The organism is Rhizobium sp. RHZ02, assembly GCF_014851575.1.
In the GTDB taxonomy this organism is placed as follows: Bacteria; Pseudomonadota; Alphaproteobacteria; order Rhizobiales; family Rhizobiaceae; genus Rhizobium; species Rhizobium altiplani.
Genome location: NZ_JACUZX010000045.1, coordinates 1 through 14272, shown reverse-complemented (window position 1 = coordinate 14272; position 14272 = coordinate 1). Strand labels below are relative to the sequence as shown.

Below are 14272 nucleotides of genomic sequence, written 5' to 3'. Positions count from 1 at the left end.
AGTGGCCTGATGCGTGGCAAGAGGATGATTGCCGGCGGCCGCAAACCAGTGCGCGACGCCCTTTACATCGCCGCCTTGCCCGCCATCCGCTTCGATCCAGCCATGAAGGCCGTCTTCGAACGACTGAGAGCGAAAGGAAAGCCCGGAAAGGTCGCTCTCGTCGCGGTCATGCGAAGGATGATCATAATCCTCAATGCCAAAATGAGAGACTATCGAGCAACGGTGATTGACGCCTAACACCGTTGCTTTTTTGTGAAATGCTTACCAGCGGTACTTCAATTTTGCAGGTGCAGCATAAGCAAGGTCGTCGGTTGAGAACGCAGCGTTGACTCCGAGACCAACCGACATGTTGGCGCTTGCGACAAAGTCGGCGCCGGCATCCAAAAGCAGCGCGTTCCGGCCGGTCTCCGCGCCATTAGCGGTAAAGCTGGACGTTGCCAGGTTTTGAAAGCTCGCTGTGACGGAGCGCGCTGTTTCCGCATTCCACGCCCAAGCCACGCGCCCTGTCAGACGAACGTTGCCGCTTTCTGTCGGGAGAGTGCGCTCGAATCTCGCGCCAAGTTCGGTTCGGAGAGCCGTTTCCGTGTCGGAGTCGTAGTTGGTGGCGAACGTTCCATGTCGACGCGTGGATCGCCTCACAATCGAAGGCGGTGCAGATCGCCTACGAGTATTCCGGCACCTTCGTACGCACAGAGCCGATGATGGCCGATGGCTTTGCGGCCATGGGCTTTACGGAAGAGCAGATAAACGGGTTCATCTTGCCTGCTTCGACGCTTTAAGGATCGCGCAATTCAATTACAGGAAGAACTGGCAGCCAAACGAAACGACTGCAATGGCCAATGGCATCGTTAGCGCCATGACCACGCTCTGCCAGTCGATTTGATACGCTTCAGCGCGCGCTTCCAAGTTCATTCGAGTTACTCCCCACATGAGGAGGAACCTAGCGAAGTCGGGGGCAATGTCGTCTCAAAATAAGTTTCTGGCTGTAACATTCAGCAGCGGGCTCAAGGCCGTTAACCCTTTCTGACCTCCCACAATCTGGAGCGTCCTATGGACCGCAAGCATTTCTTCGATGCTACGCGAGCGTCGATCTTTGGCGGCTCGCTTGGCCAGTCTCAGGTGTTCGGCATGGAAACGATACTGGATGCCTGCGCAGAACAGCAGGTGTCCGACTGAGCCTTCTGCCTATCCGCGTTTGTCGGAAGAAGTCGGCATCACTGCCGCGACCTTGGAAGAGGTCGCTGCGGCCGTGAACGGCGCTTATCAGCAGTGGCAAATCATCGGCGCGGCGATCGAAGCGGTGCGTCTGGGGGACGAAAGCTGCAATCGAGGCGGCTCCGACCATATCCGATGCGGAGGGCGCGGCCGCCGCCGCAGTGTGGCCTTAGAAGGGATATGCAAGGATGACGGGTTCTGAGGATCACCCTCGCACAGCCCCTCTCACAAGCAACGCCTGCTTGCAAGGTTGTTTTTCGAGCATATCTCTTCCGCTTGAATCGGGTAATGACCTCGTTCGCGTTATCAGGTCATTCTTTTGAAGGGTCGCTCAGAACCGCAAAAAGCCCGCCGGGGAGGCGAGCTTCCTTTTGCATACTATTGAAGCTGACCGCATCATTGCTGTCGGGCTCATAGGGACACAACTGGCCGTAGATAGCACCTCATCCAATAGAGGTATGCGGCCCAACCTCTACGCGAAGCGAACTTCTTCGCACGTCTGACCTCACAATCTGGAGCTTTAAATGGATCGTACAGCGTTCTTCGCTGCGCTGCGCCGTCGCACGTGTGGCGTTTTCGGCACGTCTCTCAGCCAGTCGCAGGTGGACGGCATCAACGGCATTCTGGATGCCTTCGCCACTCATGGAGATGGACGAGACAAGACGCTCGCCTATGCTCTCGCCGCGGCCTACCACGAGACCGGCGCCCGCATGGTTCCAGTAAGAGAGGGTTTTGCCAAGGATGACGTCAGCGCTCGCTGGATCGTCGCCAAGCGCGAGTATGGCCAGCCTGCGGGCAAATACGACCATGTGCTCTATGGGAGGGGTCAGGTCCAATTGACCTGGCTGAAGAACTGCGACGCGTCGTCGAAAGACGCTGGCTATGATCTCGTCGCCTCGGCAAGCAGAGCTACCTGTTTTCCTTCAATAGCAAATCGCCCGGTTTCCATGCCGCGCGGAATCATCCAAGAGAGGTTGGAACGAAAGCGCGCCCTATCCGTTTTGGGGTCTGGCTTTGCTTAATCTCTCCCAGCAATGCCTCAATGTTCCATTGCCCCGCAACCGCGACTGCCGGGTTCAAATGCAAACTCCCACCCCGCTTCCTTCAGCGGGGTTTTTTCTGTTAGCGGCCTTGCGTGGAACTTGGCCTCGCTCGGAGGCCGCCGACCAAAATTGGGAGGTCGTACGCGGGACCTTTACGACAGCGGGCGGCCTTGAATAGCAGCCCGTGTTCGCTCGAAACTGGGCGGCGAAATTGGCGACATTATGCTGCCAAAGTGCCTCTCGAGTTCCATAGTCAGATCTTCTTCTGATGTCATGCCACGGTGAAAAAGTCCGACGAGCAGTTTCGCTGCGACGTTATAGCTTTTGGGATCGGAAACGCTGGTGGCCGGGCCGTAGCCAGCCGCATCCAATACGCCTTGCAGCATGAGGAGGTCTTTTGATTTCAGGACGACGTGCAGTTCGGAAGACATCTGGTCCTCCTTCTTTTGGGGCGAGGGCATTTTGCCCCGAAGCAGCAGCGCCCGTAAAATAGACTGCTGACTTACAGACCATGCTCCACGCTCTTTCCTCACGCAACTTAATTCATGCAATCAATGTTTTTATTCGTCCTTTATAACAAAACCGAAGATTGTCGTTGCGTTTCATGCGAGGAGTGTCTATATGGCGGCTATCGGCATTGCTGATGAGCGCTGGAACATGTCTGTCGCTCGCAATCGGCGCAGTTGCTTTCTGCTTTTGACCACGGATGTACTGGCATTGGTATGAGTAGCGATGTGAGGAAGGTCGGTGCGGTTTAGCCCCGGCCTTTTTTGTTTGTCGAGATGGGCGCCAGGTCTCAGCGCTCACGCCTGATCGTTCCAGTCGCGAGGAAAAACAGGTGCCCCGCAAGGGTTCTGGCGAGCGGCGCCCTTTGGCAGTTTACAGTTTGGAAAGTGAAACGACGCAGACCGGAATATCTTGCCGTCCCATCTTTTCAGCTAACAACTTTGAGCTTTGTTCCGAGCAACCAAGGTCGCGCATGGAAAAGATCCTGATAGCGATTTTCCTCATATGGGTCGCCATTGGCGTGGCTGACTGAGCGCTTTGTCGCAGTCACAAAGCTGATTGGGGCGTGTCGCCTAGGCGAGCCGGAACACTACCTTTGCATCAAGAGCCGCTGCAAGGAATGCGGACTGGGCCTCTCTCTGGGTTACTCCTCCTGCCATGGTACCAGCGCAGGCCTGCATCGCCGAGAAGAAGGCGCGGCCTTGTGTCACCGGCCAGTTCGCAAATAGCATTTCCAGGGCTTCATCTGCGGATGCAATGGTGTGCAGCACATGGTTGCGTTCAACGACTAAAACGACCCAACGTGACGACACAAGGTCTCCGATTCCGCTTCAAAGGGATATACACTGATCGATCGGCAGCCACTCTTTAAACCTCGCCCGTGACACGTTTGTTCCCGCTATTTCGCGGGTAGACGAAGAAGGAGCAACTCCAGCAACTCTCGGGGCGTGAGCGTCGAATTCGACGACATGAGCTCGATGGCGACATTTGCGGCGCCCCGAGCCTGAATGCTTTCAGGATCGGTTCGGGTCGCCGTGAGGAAGCTCACTCACGGTTCCCGCTCAAGGCAAGAGCACGTCGTATCTGGCCTTGGGCCGCCAACTTCTCAAGGCCGGGCAGGGATGGTCGTGCGTGACGAGTAGCCGCACTGGGCGGGCGCCATGAGGCTTCCTATCTCCAAACGATGAATCAGAAACATTTCATCGCTCTGAGTGTGACGGCGTTTATCGGGTTGATGTGCGTACTGTTGGTGGCGGTCTCAATCCTTGACCATGTGGTCGCAATCCCGCCGGTGTAGTGGACGCGAAAAAATCCTGATGGGCACAAGCGCGGGGCAAGGAAGATCGATCGTTGGGACCGAAGTCCGAAAAAAGCCCCGCGTAGAGCGGGTCAAGGTCAGAAGTTTGGACGCCAGTAGGATGCCGTCGATTTTCACCAAATCCAACTTTGATTTTCGTGGCTGGTCAACGAAAGACCCGCCGGCGTGGAGGCCAAGCGGGGCTCTAAGGCAAATGCAGTTTAAGCGGGAGCGGTGAAGAGGGGGAAAGCCGTTCCGTGCGACTTAAACCAGCAACTTCGACATTTGTTCCGTTCCTGGTGGAGCACCACTATCGCTCGCAAACCGGAACCGGACGGGTGCACTCGCTCTCCGGGTCGGTGTGGTTGGTAAGGGGCCGCTGAGGCAACATGCGGGCGAGGCCAGTGCTTCATCCGTGATACTCTGGCAGCCAATGCGTAGGTTTCAGACAAACCTGATGGACAAAATCCTACCGATGCAAGCGGCCCGCAAGTTTCGGGGTGCGGGCCGCCGGTGCATCGAGCACTGGCGCGCTGGGGAGAGCGCTGTGGCCACTGTGATGCTGTAAGGCATTGTAGTCAACAGATCGGCCCTTGGTTAACAAGACTCCACAGCAACGCGCGCATCGCCGCGCCTGTCTTCCGGACGTCCTTCCGTAAGCAGGCTGCTCATGTCGTAAACCGAGGTCACGGAAGCCGCCTATCAAAGGGGATTGAGGTTTAACTGGACCCACGAATGCCGATATGCGTCATAAACACTCTGGCTTGGCAGAATCGATTGGGCATCGTCAAAAGAGCCTAGGGCAACAGCAACCAGACCGGGCCGAAACTGCGGCAGCCAATATACGGTAGACCCACAATTAGGGCAGAAACGAAACTCCACGCCCTTTCCGCTGTCGCCCTGTCGCACATAGGTTCGATAGTCTCCCGAGGAGCCAACTTGCGTTGACCTATAGAAAACCCCAACACCAAATGCTGAGCCAGTTCGACGCTGGCATTCTGTGCAATGGCAAATCGATACCTTGAGTGGATCACCATCGGCTTCGATCTGAAGCTGGCGACAAGAGCAATGGGCCAGACGGGTCAAACTAACTCCTCAGCTCTTTGAGCTTGACGACGGAAGCGGCCCGGTGGCGGGAGCATTCGGACCGCCGTGCTATCATAGCGCAGGCGCTCTGGGGGAGGCGCCGACACTAGTTTGTGCTTGTCTACCAAGGACGTCAATGTCTGCGTTATGGGCGAAGTGGGAGGTCCGAGGAAGGGGTCCAGCCGACATTTGAACCTCCCTGTGCCAAAGGAGAGCAGCAACACAACCTTACAGCAACCGCTAATATTATGTAGCGTCAAACTCTCGCACCGCGGACTCGTAAAATCTGCGCGGTTCTTTCCCACAAAGACAAAAGAAAACCCCGCGACCTAACGGGGCTTGAGTAGGGGAACAACTGAGAGGTAACAAAAGAATAGCTAACACTACCGTAAAAGTCGTATTCGTCAATTAAAAACGAATGCGCCTGGTTCAGACCGACGCTGAGGCCAAGGCCCGATTCTACGCAGCCCTTGGACAGGGATCTTTCGACCCTGCGCCGCGGCCGTCAAATCCGTTCTCGACGCCTACTCACGATGATCTCACCGACACCGAAATGATATTCGTATAATGTCGTATTTTTTCGTGGTTGAAGTCGAAAGAATGACCCCGCCTGGGCACAAGCGGGGCAGGGATCGACAGCGAAAGGGCAATCTGCCATTTCAGCGGATCAACTACGCGGTCGGGCTATAAGTTTCGATGAACCGTCGGTGAAGAGTGATGGCTATCTGGTCGCATGTTGTTTCGAGCCGCAAGGCCAGCCTCTAGACATGCCGCAAGAAAAAGTTCTTTGCTGACCGCGGGTGGCGTCTGGTGATTCAGGGCCCTCCGACAGCTAATGACCGCTGCATCGTGATAGGCTCCGCGGGGAGAGGGCCATTCATTTTCGAGGAAGTCCAAGGTGTCGTGGACACTCTGAAAAGACTTCTCGATGCCATTCTGTAATCGAACGTTAACAGGGATGTTCCAGAGGACATCTGACGTCGTCATTTTTTCCTCCTTTTCTTACAAAGACAACGTAAGAAGAATCTAATATTCGGTGTGCTCCAGCTCAAGAGGCGGCACGCGAAATCTTAACGGTTGCCACCCGCGACACCGCGACAGAGACCCTACCATCAGACAAAAACGTGCCCCGCCGGCGTGGAGGCCAAGCGGGGCTGGTAAGCAGAGCAGATGCATTCAAAGAAACGGCAAGGAGGGGCAAAGCCGTTCCACGCGAGATAAACCACCAACTTCGATATTTGTTCCGTTCCTGGTGGAGCACCAGTGGTTCGCTAGCAAACCGGAACCGGCCGCGACGCTAGCGGTTTTGCTATTGGCTTTTGCGGACCCCCCGCGAAGCTTTAACGCTCCTTTGCCCCGCATCCGCGACTGCGGGTCCTTCTCATCTCGACACGAGAAATTGCCAGCCTCTACGGAACCGGCGGTGGTATCGCTGCGTTGGACACGCCGGAGGAACTGAGAGCGACACTCGATTCCTCCACTCATGACCCCCAATTCTGGCCCCGCTTTCCTTCAGCGGTGCCATTTTTTTGGTGTGTTCGCTGACGTACCGGGACAGAGGGATTGCCCCGGCGTTTTTTAAATTGGCGGAACTGAGAACACAGGCGTTCGGTCCGCCCTGACATAACGTCCCCAACTCAACCCCGCCCTCCTTTTTCGAGAGGTGCAGCCTCCCGGTGCTTTCGAGCGAGCGACGCAAAAAATATTAGCGACACTTTATATTAGGGTTAGAATGCCACGGTGCTTTCGGGACCGCTCTCCCGAGGGTGCTTTCTCAAAACTAGCCCTCTGCGCTGATACCCCGCCGGAGGGCATTTTCTTTGCTAGTTCCGAGCGCCGCAGGGCTACCGAAAAAGCAGGAACCAAACGCGCGTCTTTTCCGTTTAAGGTCGGGCTTCGGGTAACTTTCTCCCAGCGAAGCCTCAATGCTCAATTGCCCCGCAACCGCGACTGCGGGGATCATTTTCTGCCACGGTACGCTTGCGTACTGGAACCCCGGCAGACCAGTGTGCGTTACTTGTCAGGACTTGAACACTCTTGTTCAGACCCCTTTCCAGTCACACTAACTCCCACCCCGCTTCCTTCAGCGGGGTTTTTTTTGTTTGCCATCACCGGCTCGTATACTCAGTTTTTACGATCCCTGCGTACACGGTGGCGCGACATAGGCAGGGCGTTTTATGGACGGCAGAAAAACTCATCGGAGGCGCACGCTCATCGGTGCGAAAATCCTTCTCAATGGAGGCTCCAGCGTTTTGGATTGTGTCGTCAAGGACCTGTCAGACGGCGGCGCGCGTCTGGTTATGGATGGCGCTATTGCAGTCCCACCAGCGGACTTCGATTTGCATCTTTCAGATGGTCGCGTTTTTCGTTCCTGCCGTATCGCATGGCGTCAGGTATCTTCCCTGGGAGTCTCTTTCTCGCAGCCGTCAGTCAATGCCGCATGAGCCGGTGGTAGACTATCGGAACAGCAGACGCTGGCAATTTGCCGGAAGCCTCCGCGGGCTGGAGGACGAAGACTTGTCCCGCCCAAGCCGCTAAGCTTTCGGGACACGCGTATCTTACGCTCAATATGCGGCACCACCGGATTAAGGTCTGATGCACGTGAGGCTAAGCGTCAACCGTGGGGTCGTTTCTGGGCGGGTTCCGGAAGGCGCCGAGGGGTTTGCACGCGAGGGGCGTGCCGGAGCATTCCGGTGTCCGGTGGGGTTGGACGGCGCAAGTTATGCGGGATAGGGCTGGCTTGAACAGTCGGACAAAGGTCCTGACGCCACCAGACCCGAGTCCGATCCATCTCGGACTTAGGTCCGATGTTCAGGAACAACGCTAATGACGTATTAACACCGAAGCGTGAGACACCGCCTTACCAACGTCTATGCGCAAACCGGAATGGGAATAAGACATGAAGAAGCTCGCTATCGCAGCGCTGGCGTTCGCGACTACGCTGTCAGCGTCGCCGGCATTCTCTCAGATCTACTTTGAGTATGGCACCGGCCCTCGCTACTACGATGATCCGCCGGCCCCGCGGTACTATCGCTATTCACCACGCTACGTGTACGATGACGACTACGATGGCCCGGGATATCGCGACGCCCAACGCTGCTGGACACAGAGGTACTACGGATACCGCCACGGCCACCGGGTTGTGCGATACAGGAACGTCTGCGACTAGGCGCTGGCCTGGCCCCTCGATCAGATCGTCGTCGGTTCGGGATCAGGGTCGATCTCGTCGATGATGTCCGCCGTATCGTTCCTTGGCGAGCCGACCTTTCTGTCGACCGGCCACATCTTCATCAGTTCGGCGGGGAAGGGCCTCATGAGGTCGTCCGGGTCTGGCTCCGGTGATAGCCACCGGTCGTAATCGCCTCGATGCAGGATGACGGGCATTCGGTCATGGATTGTCGCCATCATCTCGTTTGGTGGGCACGTAATGGCCGCAAAATTGCGGATCTCAACGCCGGTGGTTGGATCTCGCCATGTGTCCCATATGCCGGCGAGCGCGAATGGGCTGTCATCGGCCATGGCAATCGCGTAGGGCTGCTTGTTCTTGCCCGTCCCGTAGATGTCCTTCCATTCGAAGTAGCCGTTGATTGGCACGAGGCACCGACGTAATCGATACGCCGACTTGAACAGGCCATTGGTGGCGATGCCCTCGCGGCGTGCGTTGATCGGAGGCGGTCGGCCTCCCGGCTTCATCCAAGACGGTTGGAGGCCCCAACGAGCTGAAACAAAGACCGGCCCCATGATATCAGGCTCGCGCACCATGTCGCGAATGATGATCGGATAGTAGAGGGAAGGGGCGCCGTTATACCTCGGGAACTGGTTGCTGAGGCTCCCGACGTCACCGCGGTCGGCGCACGCGAAGTTCTGCAGCATCTCCTCGAGAGTTGCCTCGATGTAGATGCGTCCGCACATTCCCAAACCTCCCTTCAGTCTCGCGACAAATGCCTCACCATCAAGAGGGCGCCCTTGTGCCCACACTTGCAGCGCAAGAGGCCGGCGAAGTGAGCGAGCGTCAATCCCTTCCCGACCTTCTTCTGTATCCCCCAACGATCGATAGGCTTCGGCTGGCTCTCGACGAGCGCGTTTGTCCCACAGCGGACAAATTAGAAGATTCTTAAAAAGTGTCTTGACTGGTCGGATTTAATCCTCACCTGATTCGGCCAGAGGTGACCCATGGCAGAATACGTAGGTGAACATATCTCAATCCGGGACGTATTTGTGTGCGTCGAGAAGCGCCAGGGCATCAACATGCGCCGGCACTGCTCGCTAAGCGATCTGGCCTACAGCCTGCTTTACCGGTGGCCGGAAGATCATCGGGGCAAGGAGTGGGTGGTTGCGCAGGCCATGTGCCTTGAGGCGATGGAAGGGCATCGTGACCCGGAGCAGGCGAGGGCGGCTTTCGTAGCTGCAGCGCTTGCCGCTGAGATGCTGATGGTCAAGGAGGAGTACATACAGGTGCGGGGCGAGAAGCGTCCGAAGACTAAACCCAGAGAACAGCCTTCGGCTAACTGATCGTTGGTCTCGCGCGGCCGAAGCCCTTAACCTCCAACGATTTCGCTGAACTGTACGATTGGCACGATGTCCGTATAGTTGGCGACATCCGCGACGATCTCCGCGCGGTGAGGACCGAACGCCTCCTGGAATGTCTCAAGGGTCGGCGAGTAGATGTGGCACGCCGCGACGAATTCCGGCACGCTTCCTGGGTCGCGACCCCCAAGTCCCTTATCGACCTCGTAGCGCAGGCAGGCATCGCCCATGCGTTCCTGGATCAGTGGCAAATGGCGTGTGCGGTAGTAGTCGTGATCAAATTTCGAGCCCCCATCGGCCGGATAGTAGACGCTCATTTTGATCATGGTCGGGCTCCTGCTTGGGCGCTTCTTCACTGGTCCGAGGGGTTTATAGCCTGAGTCCATTATATTCGAGAAGCTGCTCGTAGTATTCCTCGACCTTGCGCATAGCCTCCCGGCCTTCTGCTTCATAGCCCTGATGCGGCGAGAGTCGCTTAGGCACACGTGGCCCGATTCCGGACCAGAGCCACTGTCCCCTTCATTGGGCCGTGCGGTAGCTGAATTCTCCCAAGGTCAGTCTCCCCATCGTACCCGGACCAGTCGTTGTCCGTCGGTGCGTCGTTGTCGTCGATCTTGGTTCGGCGCCACTTGTGCTTGGGTTGATAGTCCACCCGGGCTGACCTGTTAGCTAAATTTTTCGTTTGGACCTGGGCTCATCGTCTCTTTTCCGAATGATGTCGGGTGTTTTGTTGATCTTCCCGGTGATTTCCACGCGCAGGCCGCATTGGTCGGCATTGACGTTGTAGACCCTATCGCAGCCCCAGACGGTGCCTATCGCGGTCTTCAGGCCGTCGAGTTGGCAATCCCCAATTTTCTCCCGGATATAATCCGTCGAGTAGGCTTTACGTCGCCTGCAACAGGCGCACGTCGCCTCCAGCCGATAGCCCTTATAATCGGAAAGGTAGGATTGGTGTTTGGCCGCGGTGAACATACGGAATATCTCCTCGAATTGCGCCGCACGAGATGAGATAACTTCCGCCCCGAAGTTGGGGTATGAAATGGCCTCAAACGACCCGCCGTCAAGTTGGTCGGAACTCACGAGTTCCCCGTTTTTCCAGGCTATGCCAATCGCATCAACAAGGCGACTGCCGACAGCCACTCGAAGACGCAGTACAAGCTGTTCAAACTGAACGGCAAGAAGCAGTTGCCTGCAGCATAGTAAAGGACGGGGCTTCGCCCCCGTTTTCTTGACCGCTTCTTCGGCTTCTCCCGCCTCGGCGGTTGATTGAAGCTCAATGGAACTCGGGGGCGTCAGTCGCGTTCAATATATCTCTGCATTTAAGGAGGTTATCTTGGATACAAATCTAGCTATTGCCGCCTTCGCCGCCACTGTTTCTTTCGTCTTCATGGTTTGGGCGATCGGTCGGGCTTAAGCGGTCCGCGCCGCCGGGGAGGCATACGGACCGCCGTGCCATCATAGCACAGGCGCCCTGGGGGAGGCGCCATGGCCACTTTGATCCCGCAAACCAAAGGCGTCAACAGTTGTTAGCCAAGGGCCGTTTCTCGGTTCGTTCTCGACGCCAGTACCTTTCGTCACAAGCGACGTGGATACTAATCCCCTGAACATCGGGACAAAAAAGCCCCGCGGGGGAAGCGGGGCAAAAGGGTTATAAGCTTTGAGAGGAGTTCAAGTTCTCAAAGCAACAATACAACCATTGTCGCGGGAAATTGTTCCACTCTCCAAGGAAGATGTCCAATGGTGAAGGCCGCCAAGATGGTCGTGCGTGACGAGAAGCCGCACTAGTCGCGGGCTATGACGCTTCCCATCTTCAAACGGTGAATCAGAAATATTTCATCGCTCTCAGTGTGACGGCGTTCATCGGGTTGATGTGCGTACTGTTGGTGGCGGTCTCAATCCTTGGCCACACGGTCGCAATCCCACCGGTTTAACGACCCGAGTGGGCACGAGCGGGCGAGGAAGACCGTTCGGACCGAAAAGATACAGGGGAAAAACTGCGGGTGTGTTCCCGACCTCACCTTAGTTAGAACGGGTGCCGCATGTATTGCCTATGTGCCGGCTTCTTTCGCTATTGCCGCAAAAAGAGCCCCGCGGTGTTGCCGGCGGGGCATGTTCTTCGATGGAAAGGTCGCGTCAGAGAAGGGTGATCTGGCGCGATCTGTCCGGGAACGTCTGTAGGAGCGCCTTGTTCGGCTTCTCCATGACACGAGGCAGCGCTTGTGACTGCATCAATGCGCACCATAGCCGCGTGCGTTATCTAGAAGCAGCTTCAACTGCCGCTCGTCGTGTATGCCTTGCTGGTAGAGTTCGATGATGGTTGCGGCCGCTCGCTGGCCTTCCTCGGATCCAGCTTCCAGCTTGTTCTGACGACAGTACTGCTCAAGGGCAGCCTGGCATTTCGATAGATCCTCCGACGTCAACGGCTCGTCGTGCCGATGAAATCTCCCGCTCATTTCAGTTTTCCTCCTCTGTTGAATTGGACGGAAAACGAGATGGTTTGTCGATTTTCGAGACTCAAGACCCCCATGATTCAAGACCCCCACCGGCTCTTCAGTGTCATCGATAGTACGCGAGCGGAAGCCGGGGTGCCTTCGTGTCTGTGAGGGGCAGACACTAGCGAGATGTGGGTTGCAGGCTCGAACAGATGGGTCCGACCAAAGTCCCGACATGTCTTATTTAATAGATCTCTAATGTTATGCCCAGTAGGACTGCCGGTAAGTTAGCGCTGGGCGGATCAGCTTGCCCGGACAGCACCGCTGACTTGGCGGTCCGGCGCGAGGGTTTAGGCGTCGGGCCGCACCTATGGCGCCATGTGGTCTCGTGGAGCGTCGTCTCCAGCTTGGCACAATTCCTCAACGTAATTGGCCAGCACTGGATCATTTGCGAGGTGCAGTTGAAACTCTTCGTCGTCGATTTGTCCCGAACGATATGCATCAATCAATCTCTGTTGCTCTTCGTTTAGAACACCTGTGGTTGGCCAGATGGCATTCAGCTCGGCCAGTTGGCATTTCAATCTGCTAGGGCTGCTGGCGGTGCTATGGGTCGGCATGCGGCTTCTCCTTTGGGGAGAAAACGGATTAAAGGCCTACGTGTTCCGAGTGGGCTTCGATGCTCATCGTGACAGGTGCCTCACCCAATAGCGGTCATGGCTTCAATCTTCATCGGAGCACTCGCTGTTAGCTTCGTAGGCGGCGAGGAGGGCTTCAGCACGAAGGCGTATCGCGATGTGGTCGGAGCCCCCCACGATCTGGCTCAGTCAGACCAGAGGAAGATAGGTGACACTGCCCCAATGGACGAATGCAAGACTATGCTCGGTGACGCGCTCGTCGAGTTGGAAGGGGTATGCTCGCCTGTCTCAATGCTCCCGTTTGCCACGCTACGTGTACGACGGTGACTATGACGGGCGATATCGTTACGCCCAACTCTGCTGAACACTGCCTGATGGCGTCGAGCTCTTCGATTGAAACGAATTGCACGCGAGCGTCCGGGCCGCGCCCGTACACTGGTCCCCAATGTCTCGAAGGTAGAATCACTGCGTGGTCCACCTCAGAGGTTTTAGAGGGCCGCCGGTGTGCCGCCAGGATCGGAGCGCCTCATTTCGAGCATCGCTTCGCAGGACGCATCGGCCAACAGAGATAACTGTTCCGGATCACGTACTCCCTGGCGGTAAATCTCAATGACAATAGCCGCGAGATGGACTCTGTCGTTCTGATCGTTGATCAAGTGTTTTTGTGCGACGTCCTTCAGGATTTCATCACAGATGGACAAATCGTTCGATGTAAGCGCTTCGTCGCGTTGTCGCATTGTGTGGTTCCATGCCGGTAAACATCGCGGTACTCAAACATGAGAAGGGCTTTCCGGGTCGGCGGGACCGGGAAAGCCCTCGATCCTTCGTCGCTCGTCGAGGTCTCGGGCGCGTGCGACTCGGATCAACCACAGATTGCCTTTTGTTCTTCACGGAAGAAATAGGACTGAAGCCTGATCCTCATTTGGACCTTAGTCTGACGAAGTGGCAAGCAAGACTGAATGCGCCTATCCTGGTGAGGCTGTCCGTCGAACGCGAATAGTATGCCTTCGCGAACAACCGTTGTGTGACCCTGAGGATGGATCAAGCCCTATAGCCAGACTCAGGGTCGCGCATCGGAACGGATTCGTTCTCAGCGAGGCGGCCACGCGGGAAGGCAAGGCTGCAAAAGGCATTGAGCCTAAGGTGCCTCTCTAAAGGGGCGCACAATTCGCATCTCTCTTAGGACGAGGCAGCTTTCAGGAATACAAGCATCAGCTCTGAAGGACCATGCCGGCCGTAGAGAGAGGCTTTGCAGACTCCTCGAAGCAGACCTTGCTGGCGATTACGCTGGAGGTGGTGGTTAAGCCGGCATCGGCTACTGCTCATCTTCTGTGGAAATGGCGAACAGGTTCAAGATCGGACATTTAATCACCCATCATCATACGACACCGGCCTTGCGTAGCCCTTCCATGACGAGCTCGAAATCGGCGGGGTTCTTGAAGGGCAAGACTTTGCGGCGGTATTCCAAGGAGTAGTCGGGATTGACGCGCAGCACCTCTTGCCACGTCGCCCGAGCCTCTTCGAAACGGC

Annotated in this window: 17 protein-coding genes and 1 pseudogene; 7 read left to right on the top strand and 11 right to left on the bottom strand. The window is 56.6% G+C overall.

Annotation, left to right across the window (positions count from 1 at the left end):
- Window positions 1–237: pseudogene (locus IB244_RS30710) on the top strand (IS110 family transposase); the annotation flags it as partial.
- A gap of 24 nt (window positions 238–261) precedes the next feature.
- Here IB244_RS30710 and IB244_RS33275 read toward each other — a convergent pair.
- Window positions 262–639: an autotransporter outer membrane beta-barrel domain-containing protein gene (locus tag IB244_RS33275; RefSeq protein WP_192306770.1), complete on the bottom strand. Its 378-nt coding sequence runs from the start codon at window positions 637–639 to the stop codon at window positions 262–264.
- An 11-nt stretch (window positions 640–650) separates the two neighbouring features.
- Here IB244_RS33275 and IB244_RS32835 point away from each other — a divergent pair, with 11 nt between their 5' ends.
- The 4 genes from IB244_RS32835 (at window position 651) to IB244_RS30695 (ending at window position 2237) form a co-directional block, all read left to right on the top strand.
- On the top strand, window positions 651–779 hold the full coding sequence (locus IB244_RS32835; RefSeq protein WP_281419665.1) for a hypothetical protein: 129 nt from the start codon (window positions 651–653) through the stop codon (window positions 777–779).
- Window positions 780–1050: 271 nt separating this feature from the next.
- The gene (locus IB244_RS32830; RefSeq protein WP_281412477.1) at window positions 1051–1176 is read left to right on the top strand and encodes a hypothetical protein; all 126 of its coding nucleotides are present in this window, start codon (window positions 1051–1053) and stop codon (window positions 1174–1176) included.
- Window positions 1145–1417, top strand: coding sequence for a hypothetical protein (locus IB244_RS30700; protein WP_192306769.1), 273 nt, complete (start codon window positions 1145–1147; stop codon window positions 1415–1417). Before IB244_RS32830 ends, IB244_RS30700 begins: the two co-directional genes overlap by 32 nt.
- A 322-nt stretch (window positions 1418–1739) precedes the next feature.
- Window positions 1740–2237, top strand: a complete 498-nt coding sequence (locus IB244_RS30695; protein WP_192306768.1) for a hypothetical protein — start codon at window positions 1740–1742, stop codon at window positions 2235–2237.
- 173 nt (window positions 2238–2410) lie between these two features.
- Here the strand turns inward: IB244_RS30695 and IB244_RS30690 are convergent, their stop codons facing one another.
- From IB244_RS30690 to IB244_RS30675, 4 genes are all read right to left on the bottom strand, one after another.
- Complete coding sequence (locus tag IB244_RS30690; protein WP_192306758.1) at window positions 2411–2689, bottom strand: hypothetical protein; 279 nt, start codon at window positions 2687–2689, stop codon at window positions 2411–2413.
- Between the two features lie 648 nt (window positions 2690–3337).
- Window positions 3338–3577, bottom strand: a complete 240-nt coding sequence (locus IB244_RS30685; protein ID WP_192306756.1) for a DUF982 domain-containing protein — start codon at window positions 3575–3577, stop codon at window positions 3338–3340.
- A gap of 1187 nt (window positions 3578–4764) precedes the next feature.
- The gene (locus IB244_RS30680) at window positions 4765–5148 is read right to left on the bottom strand and encodes a GFA family protein (protein WP_192306751.1); all 384 of its coding nucleotides are present in this window, start codon (window positions 5146–5148) and stop codon (window positions 4765–4767) included.
- 684 nt (window positions 5149–5832) lie between these two features.
- A complete protein-coding gene (locus tag IB244_RS30675; protein ID WP_192306749.1) occupies window positions 5833–6135 on the bottom strand; it encodes a DUF982 domain-containing protein in 303 nt (100 codons plus the stop codon).
- A gap of 1190 nt (window positions 6136–7325) precedes the next feature.
- On the opposite strand from IB244_RS30675, the gene IB244_RS30670 reads away from it, so the two are divergent.
- Window positions 7326–7592 (top strand): PilZ domain-containing protein, encoded by a 267-nt coding sequence (locus IB244_RS30670; RefSeq protein WP_192306747.1) that lies wholly within the window; start codon window positions 7326–7328, stop codon window positions 7590–7592.
- A 745-nt stretch (window positions 7593–8337) separates the two neighbouring features.
- Here the strand turns inward: IB244_RS30670 and IB244_RS30665 are convergent.
- Window positions 8338–9060 (bottom strand): SOS response-associated peptidase, encoded by a 723-nt coding sequence (locus IB244_RS30665; protein WP_192306745.1) that lies wholly within the window; start codon window positions 9058–9060, stop codon window positions 8338–8340.
- Window positions 9061–9321: 261 nt separating this feature from the next.
- On the opposite strand from IB244_RS30665, the gene IB244_RS30660 reads away from it, so the two are divergent.
- Complete coding sequence (locus tag IB244_RS30660) at window positions 9322–9660, top strand: DUF982 domain-containing protein (RefSeq protein WP_192306743.1); 339 nt, start codon at window positions 9322–9324, stop codon at window positions 9658–9660.
- Window positions 9661–9686: 26 nt separating this feature from the next.
- Here IB244_RS30660 and IB244_RS30655 read toward each other — a convergent pair whose 3' ends face one another.
- From IB244_RS30655 to IB244_RS30635, 5 genes are all read right to left on the bottom strand, one after another.
- Window positions 9687–10001, bottom strand: coding sequence for an EthD family reductase (locus IB244_RS30655; protein ID WP_112666604.1), 315 nt, complete (start codon window positions 9999–10001; stop codon window positions 9687–9689).
- Between the two features lie 343 nt (window positions 10002–10344).
- Entirely contained in the window at window positions 10345–10755 is a 411-nt protein-coding gene (locus IB244_RS30650) for a hypothetical protein (protein WP_192306741.1), read from the bottom strand.
- Window positions 10756–11903: 1148 nt separating this feature from the next.
- The gene (locus IB244_RS30645) at window positions 11904–12128 is read right to left on the bottom strand and encodes a hypothetical protein (protein WP_192306740.1); all 225 of its coding nucleotides are present in this window, start codon (window positions 12126–12128) and stop codon (window positions 11904–11906) included.
- A gap of 347 nt (window positions 12129–12475) precedes the next feature.
- Window positions 12476–12724: a hypothetical protein gene (locus IB244_RS30640; protein ID WP_192306739.1), complete on the bottom strand. Its 249-nt coding sequence runs from the start codon at window positions 12722–12724 to the stop codon at window positions 12476–12478.
- Window positions 12725–13230: 506 nt separating this feature from the next.
- Entirely contained in the window at window positions 13231–13479 is a 249-nt protein-coding gene (locus IB244_RS30635) for a hypothetical protein (protein ID WP_113164318.1), read from the bottom strand.
- Window positions 13480–14272: the final 793 nt, after the last annotated feature.

What these genes read in the sequence shown, in the direction of transcription:
- IB244_RS32830 (WP_281412477.1), top strand. Translation starts at nt 1,051, where the DNA reads ATGGACCGCAAGCATTTCTTCGATGCTACGCGAGCGTCGATCTTTGGC.
- IB244_RS30700 (WP_192306769.1), top strand. Translation starts at nt 1,145, where the DNA reads ATGCCTGCGCAGAACAGCAGGTGTCCGACTGAGCCTTCTGCCTATCCG.
- IB244_RS30695 (WP_192306768.1), top strand. Translation starts at nt 1,740, where the DNA reads ATGGATCGTACAGCGTTCTTCGCTGCGCTGCGCCGTCGCACGTGTGGC.
- IB244_RS30690 (WP_192306758.1), bottom strand. Translation starts at nt 2,689, where the DNA reads ATGTCTTCCGAACTGCACGTCGTCCTGAAATCAAAAGACCTCCTCATG.
- IB244_RS30675 (WP_192306749.1), bottom strand. Translation starts at nt 6,135, where the DNA reads ATGACGACGTCAGATGTCCTCTGGAACATCCCTGTTAACGTTCGATTA.
- IB244_RS30670 (WP_192306747.1), top strand. Translation starts at nt 7,326, where the DNA reads ATGGACGGCAGAAAAACTCATCGGAGGCGCACGCTCATCGGTGCGAAA.
- IB244_RS30665 (WP_192306745.1), bottom strand. Translation starts at nt 9,060, where the DNA reads ATGTGCGGACGCATCTACATCGAGGCAACTCTCGAGGAGATGCTGCAG.
- IB244_RS30660 (WP_192306743.1), top strand. Translation starts at nt 9,322, where the DNA reads ATGGCAGAATACGTAGGTGAACATATCTCAATCCGGGACGTATTTGTG.
- IB244_RS30655 (WP_112666604.1), bottom strand. Translation starts at nt 10,001, where the DNA reads ATGATCAAAATGAGCGTCTACTATCCGGCCGATGGGGGCTCGAAATTT.
- IB244_RS30645 (WP_192306740.1), bottom strand. Translation starts at nt 12,128, where the DNA reads ATGAGCGGGAGATTTCATCGGCACGACGAGCCGTTGACGTCGGAGGAT.
- IB244_RS30640 (WP_192306739.1), bottom strand. Translation starts at nt 12,724, where the DNA reads ATGCCGACCCATAGCACCGCCAGCAGCCCTAGCAGATTGAAATGCCAA.
- IB244_RS30635 (WP_113164318.1), bottom strand. Translation starts at nt 13,479, where the DNA reads ATGCGACAACGCGACGAAGCGCTTACATCGAACGATTTGTCCATCTGT.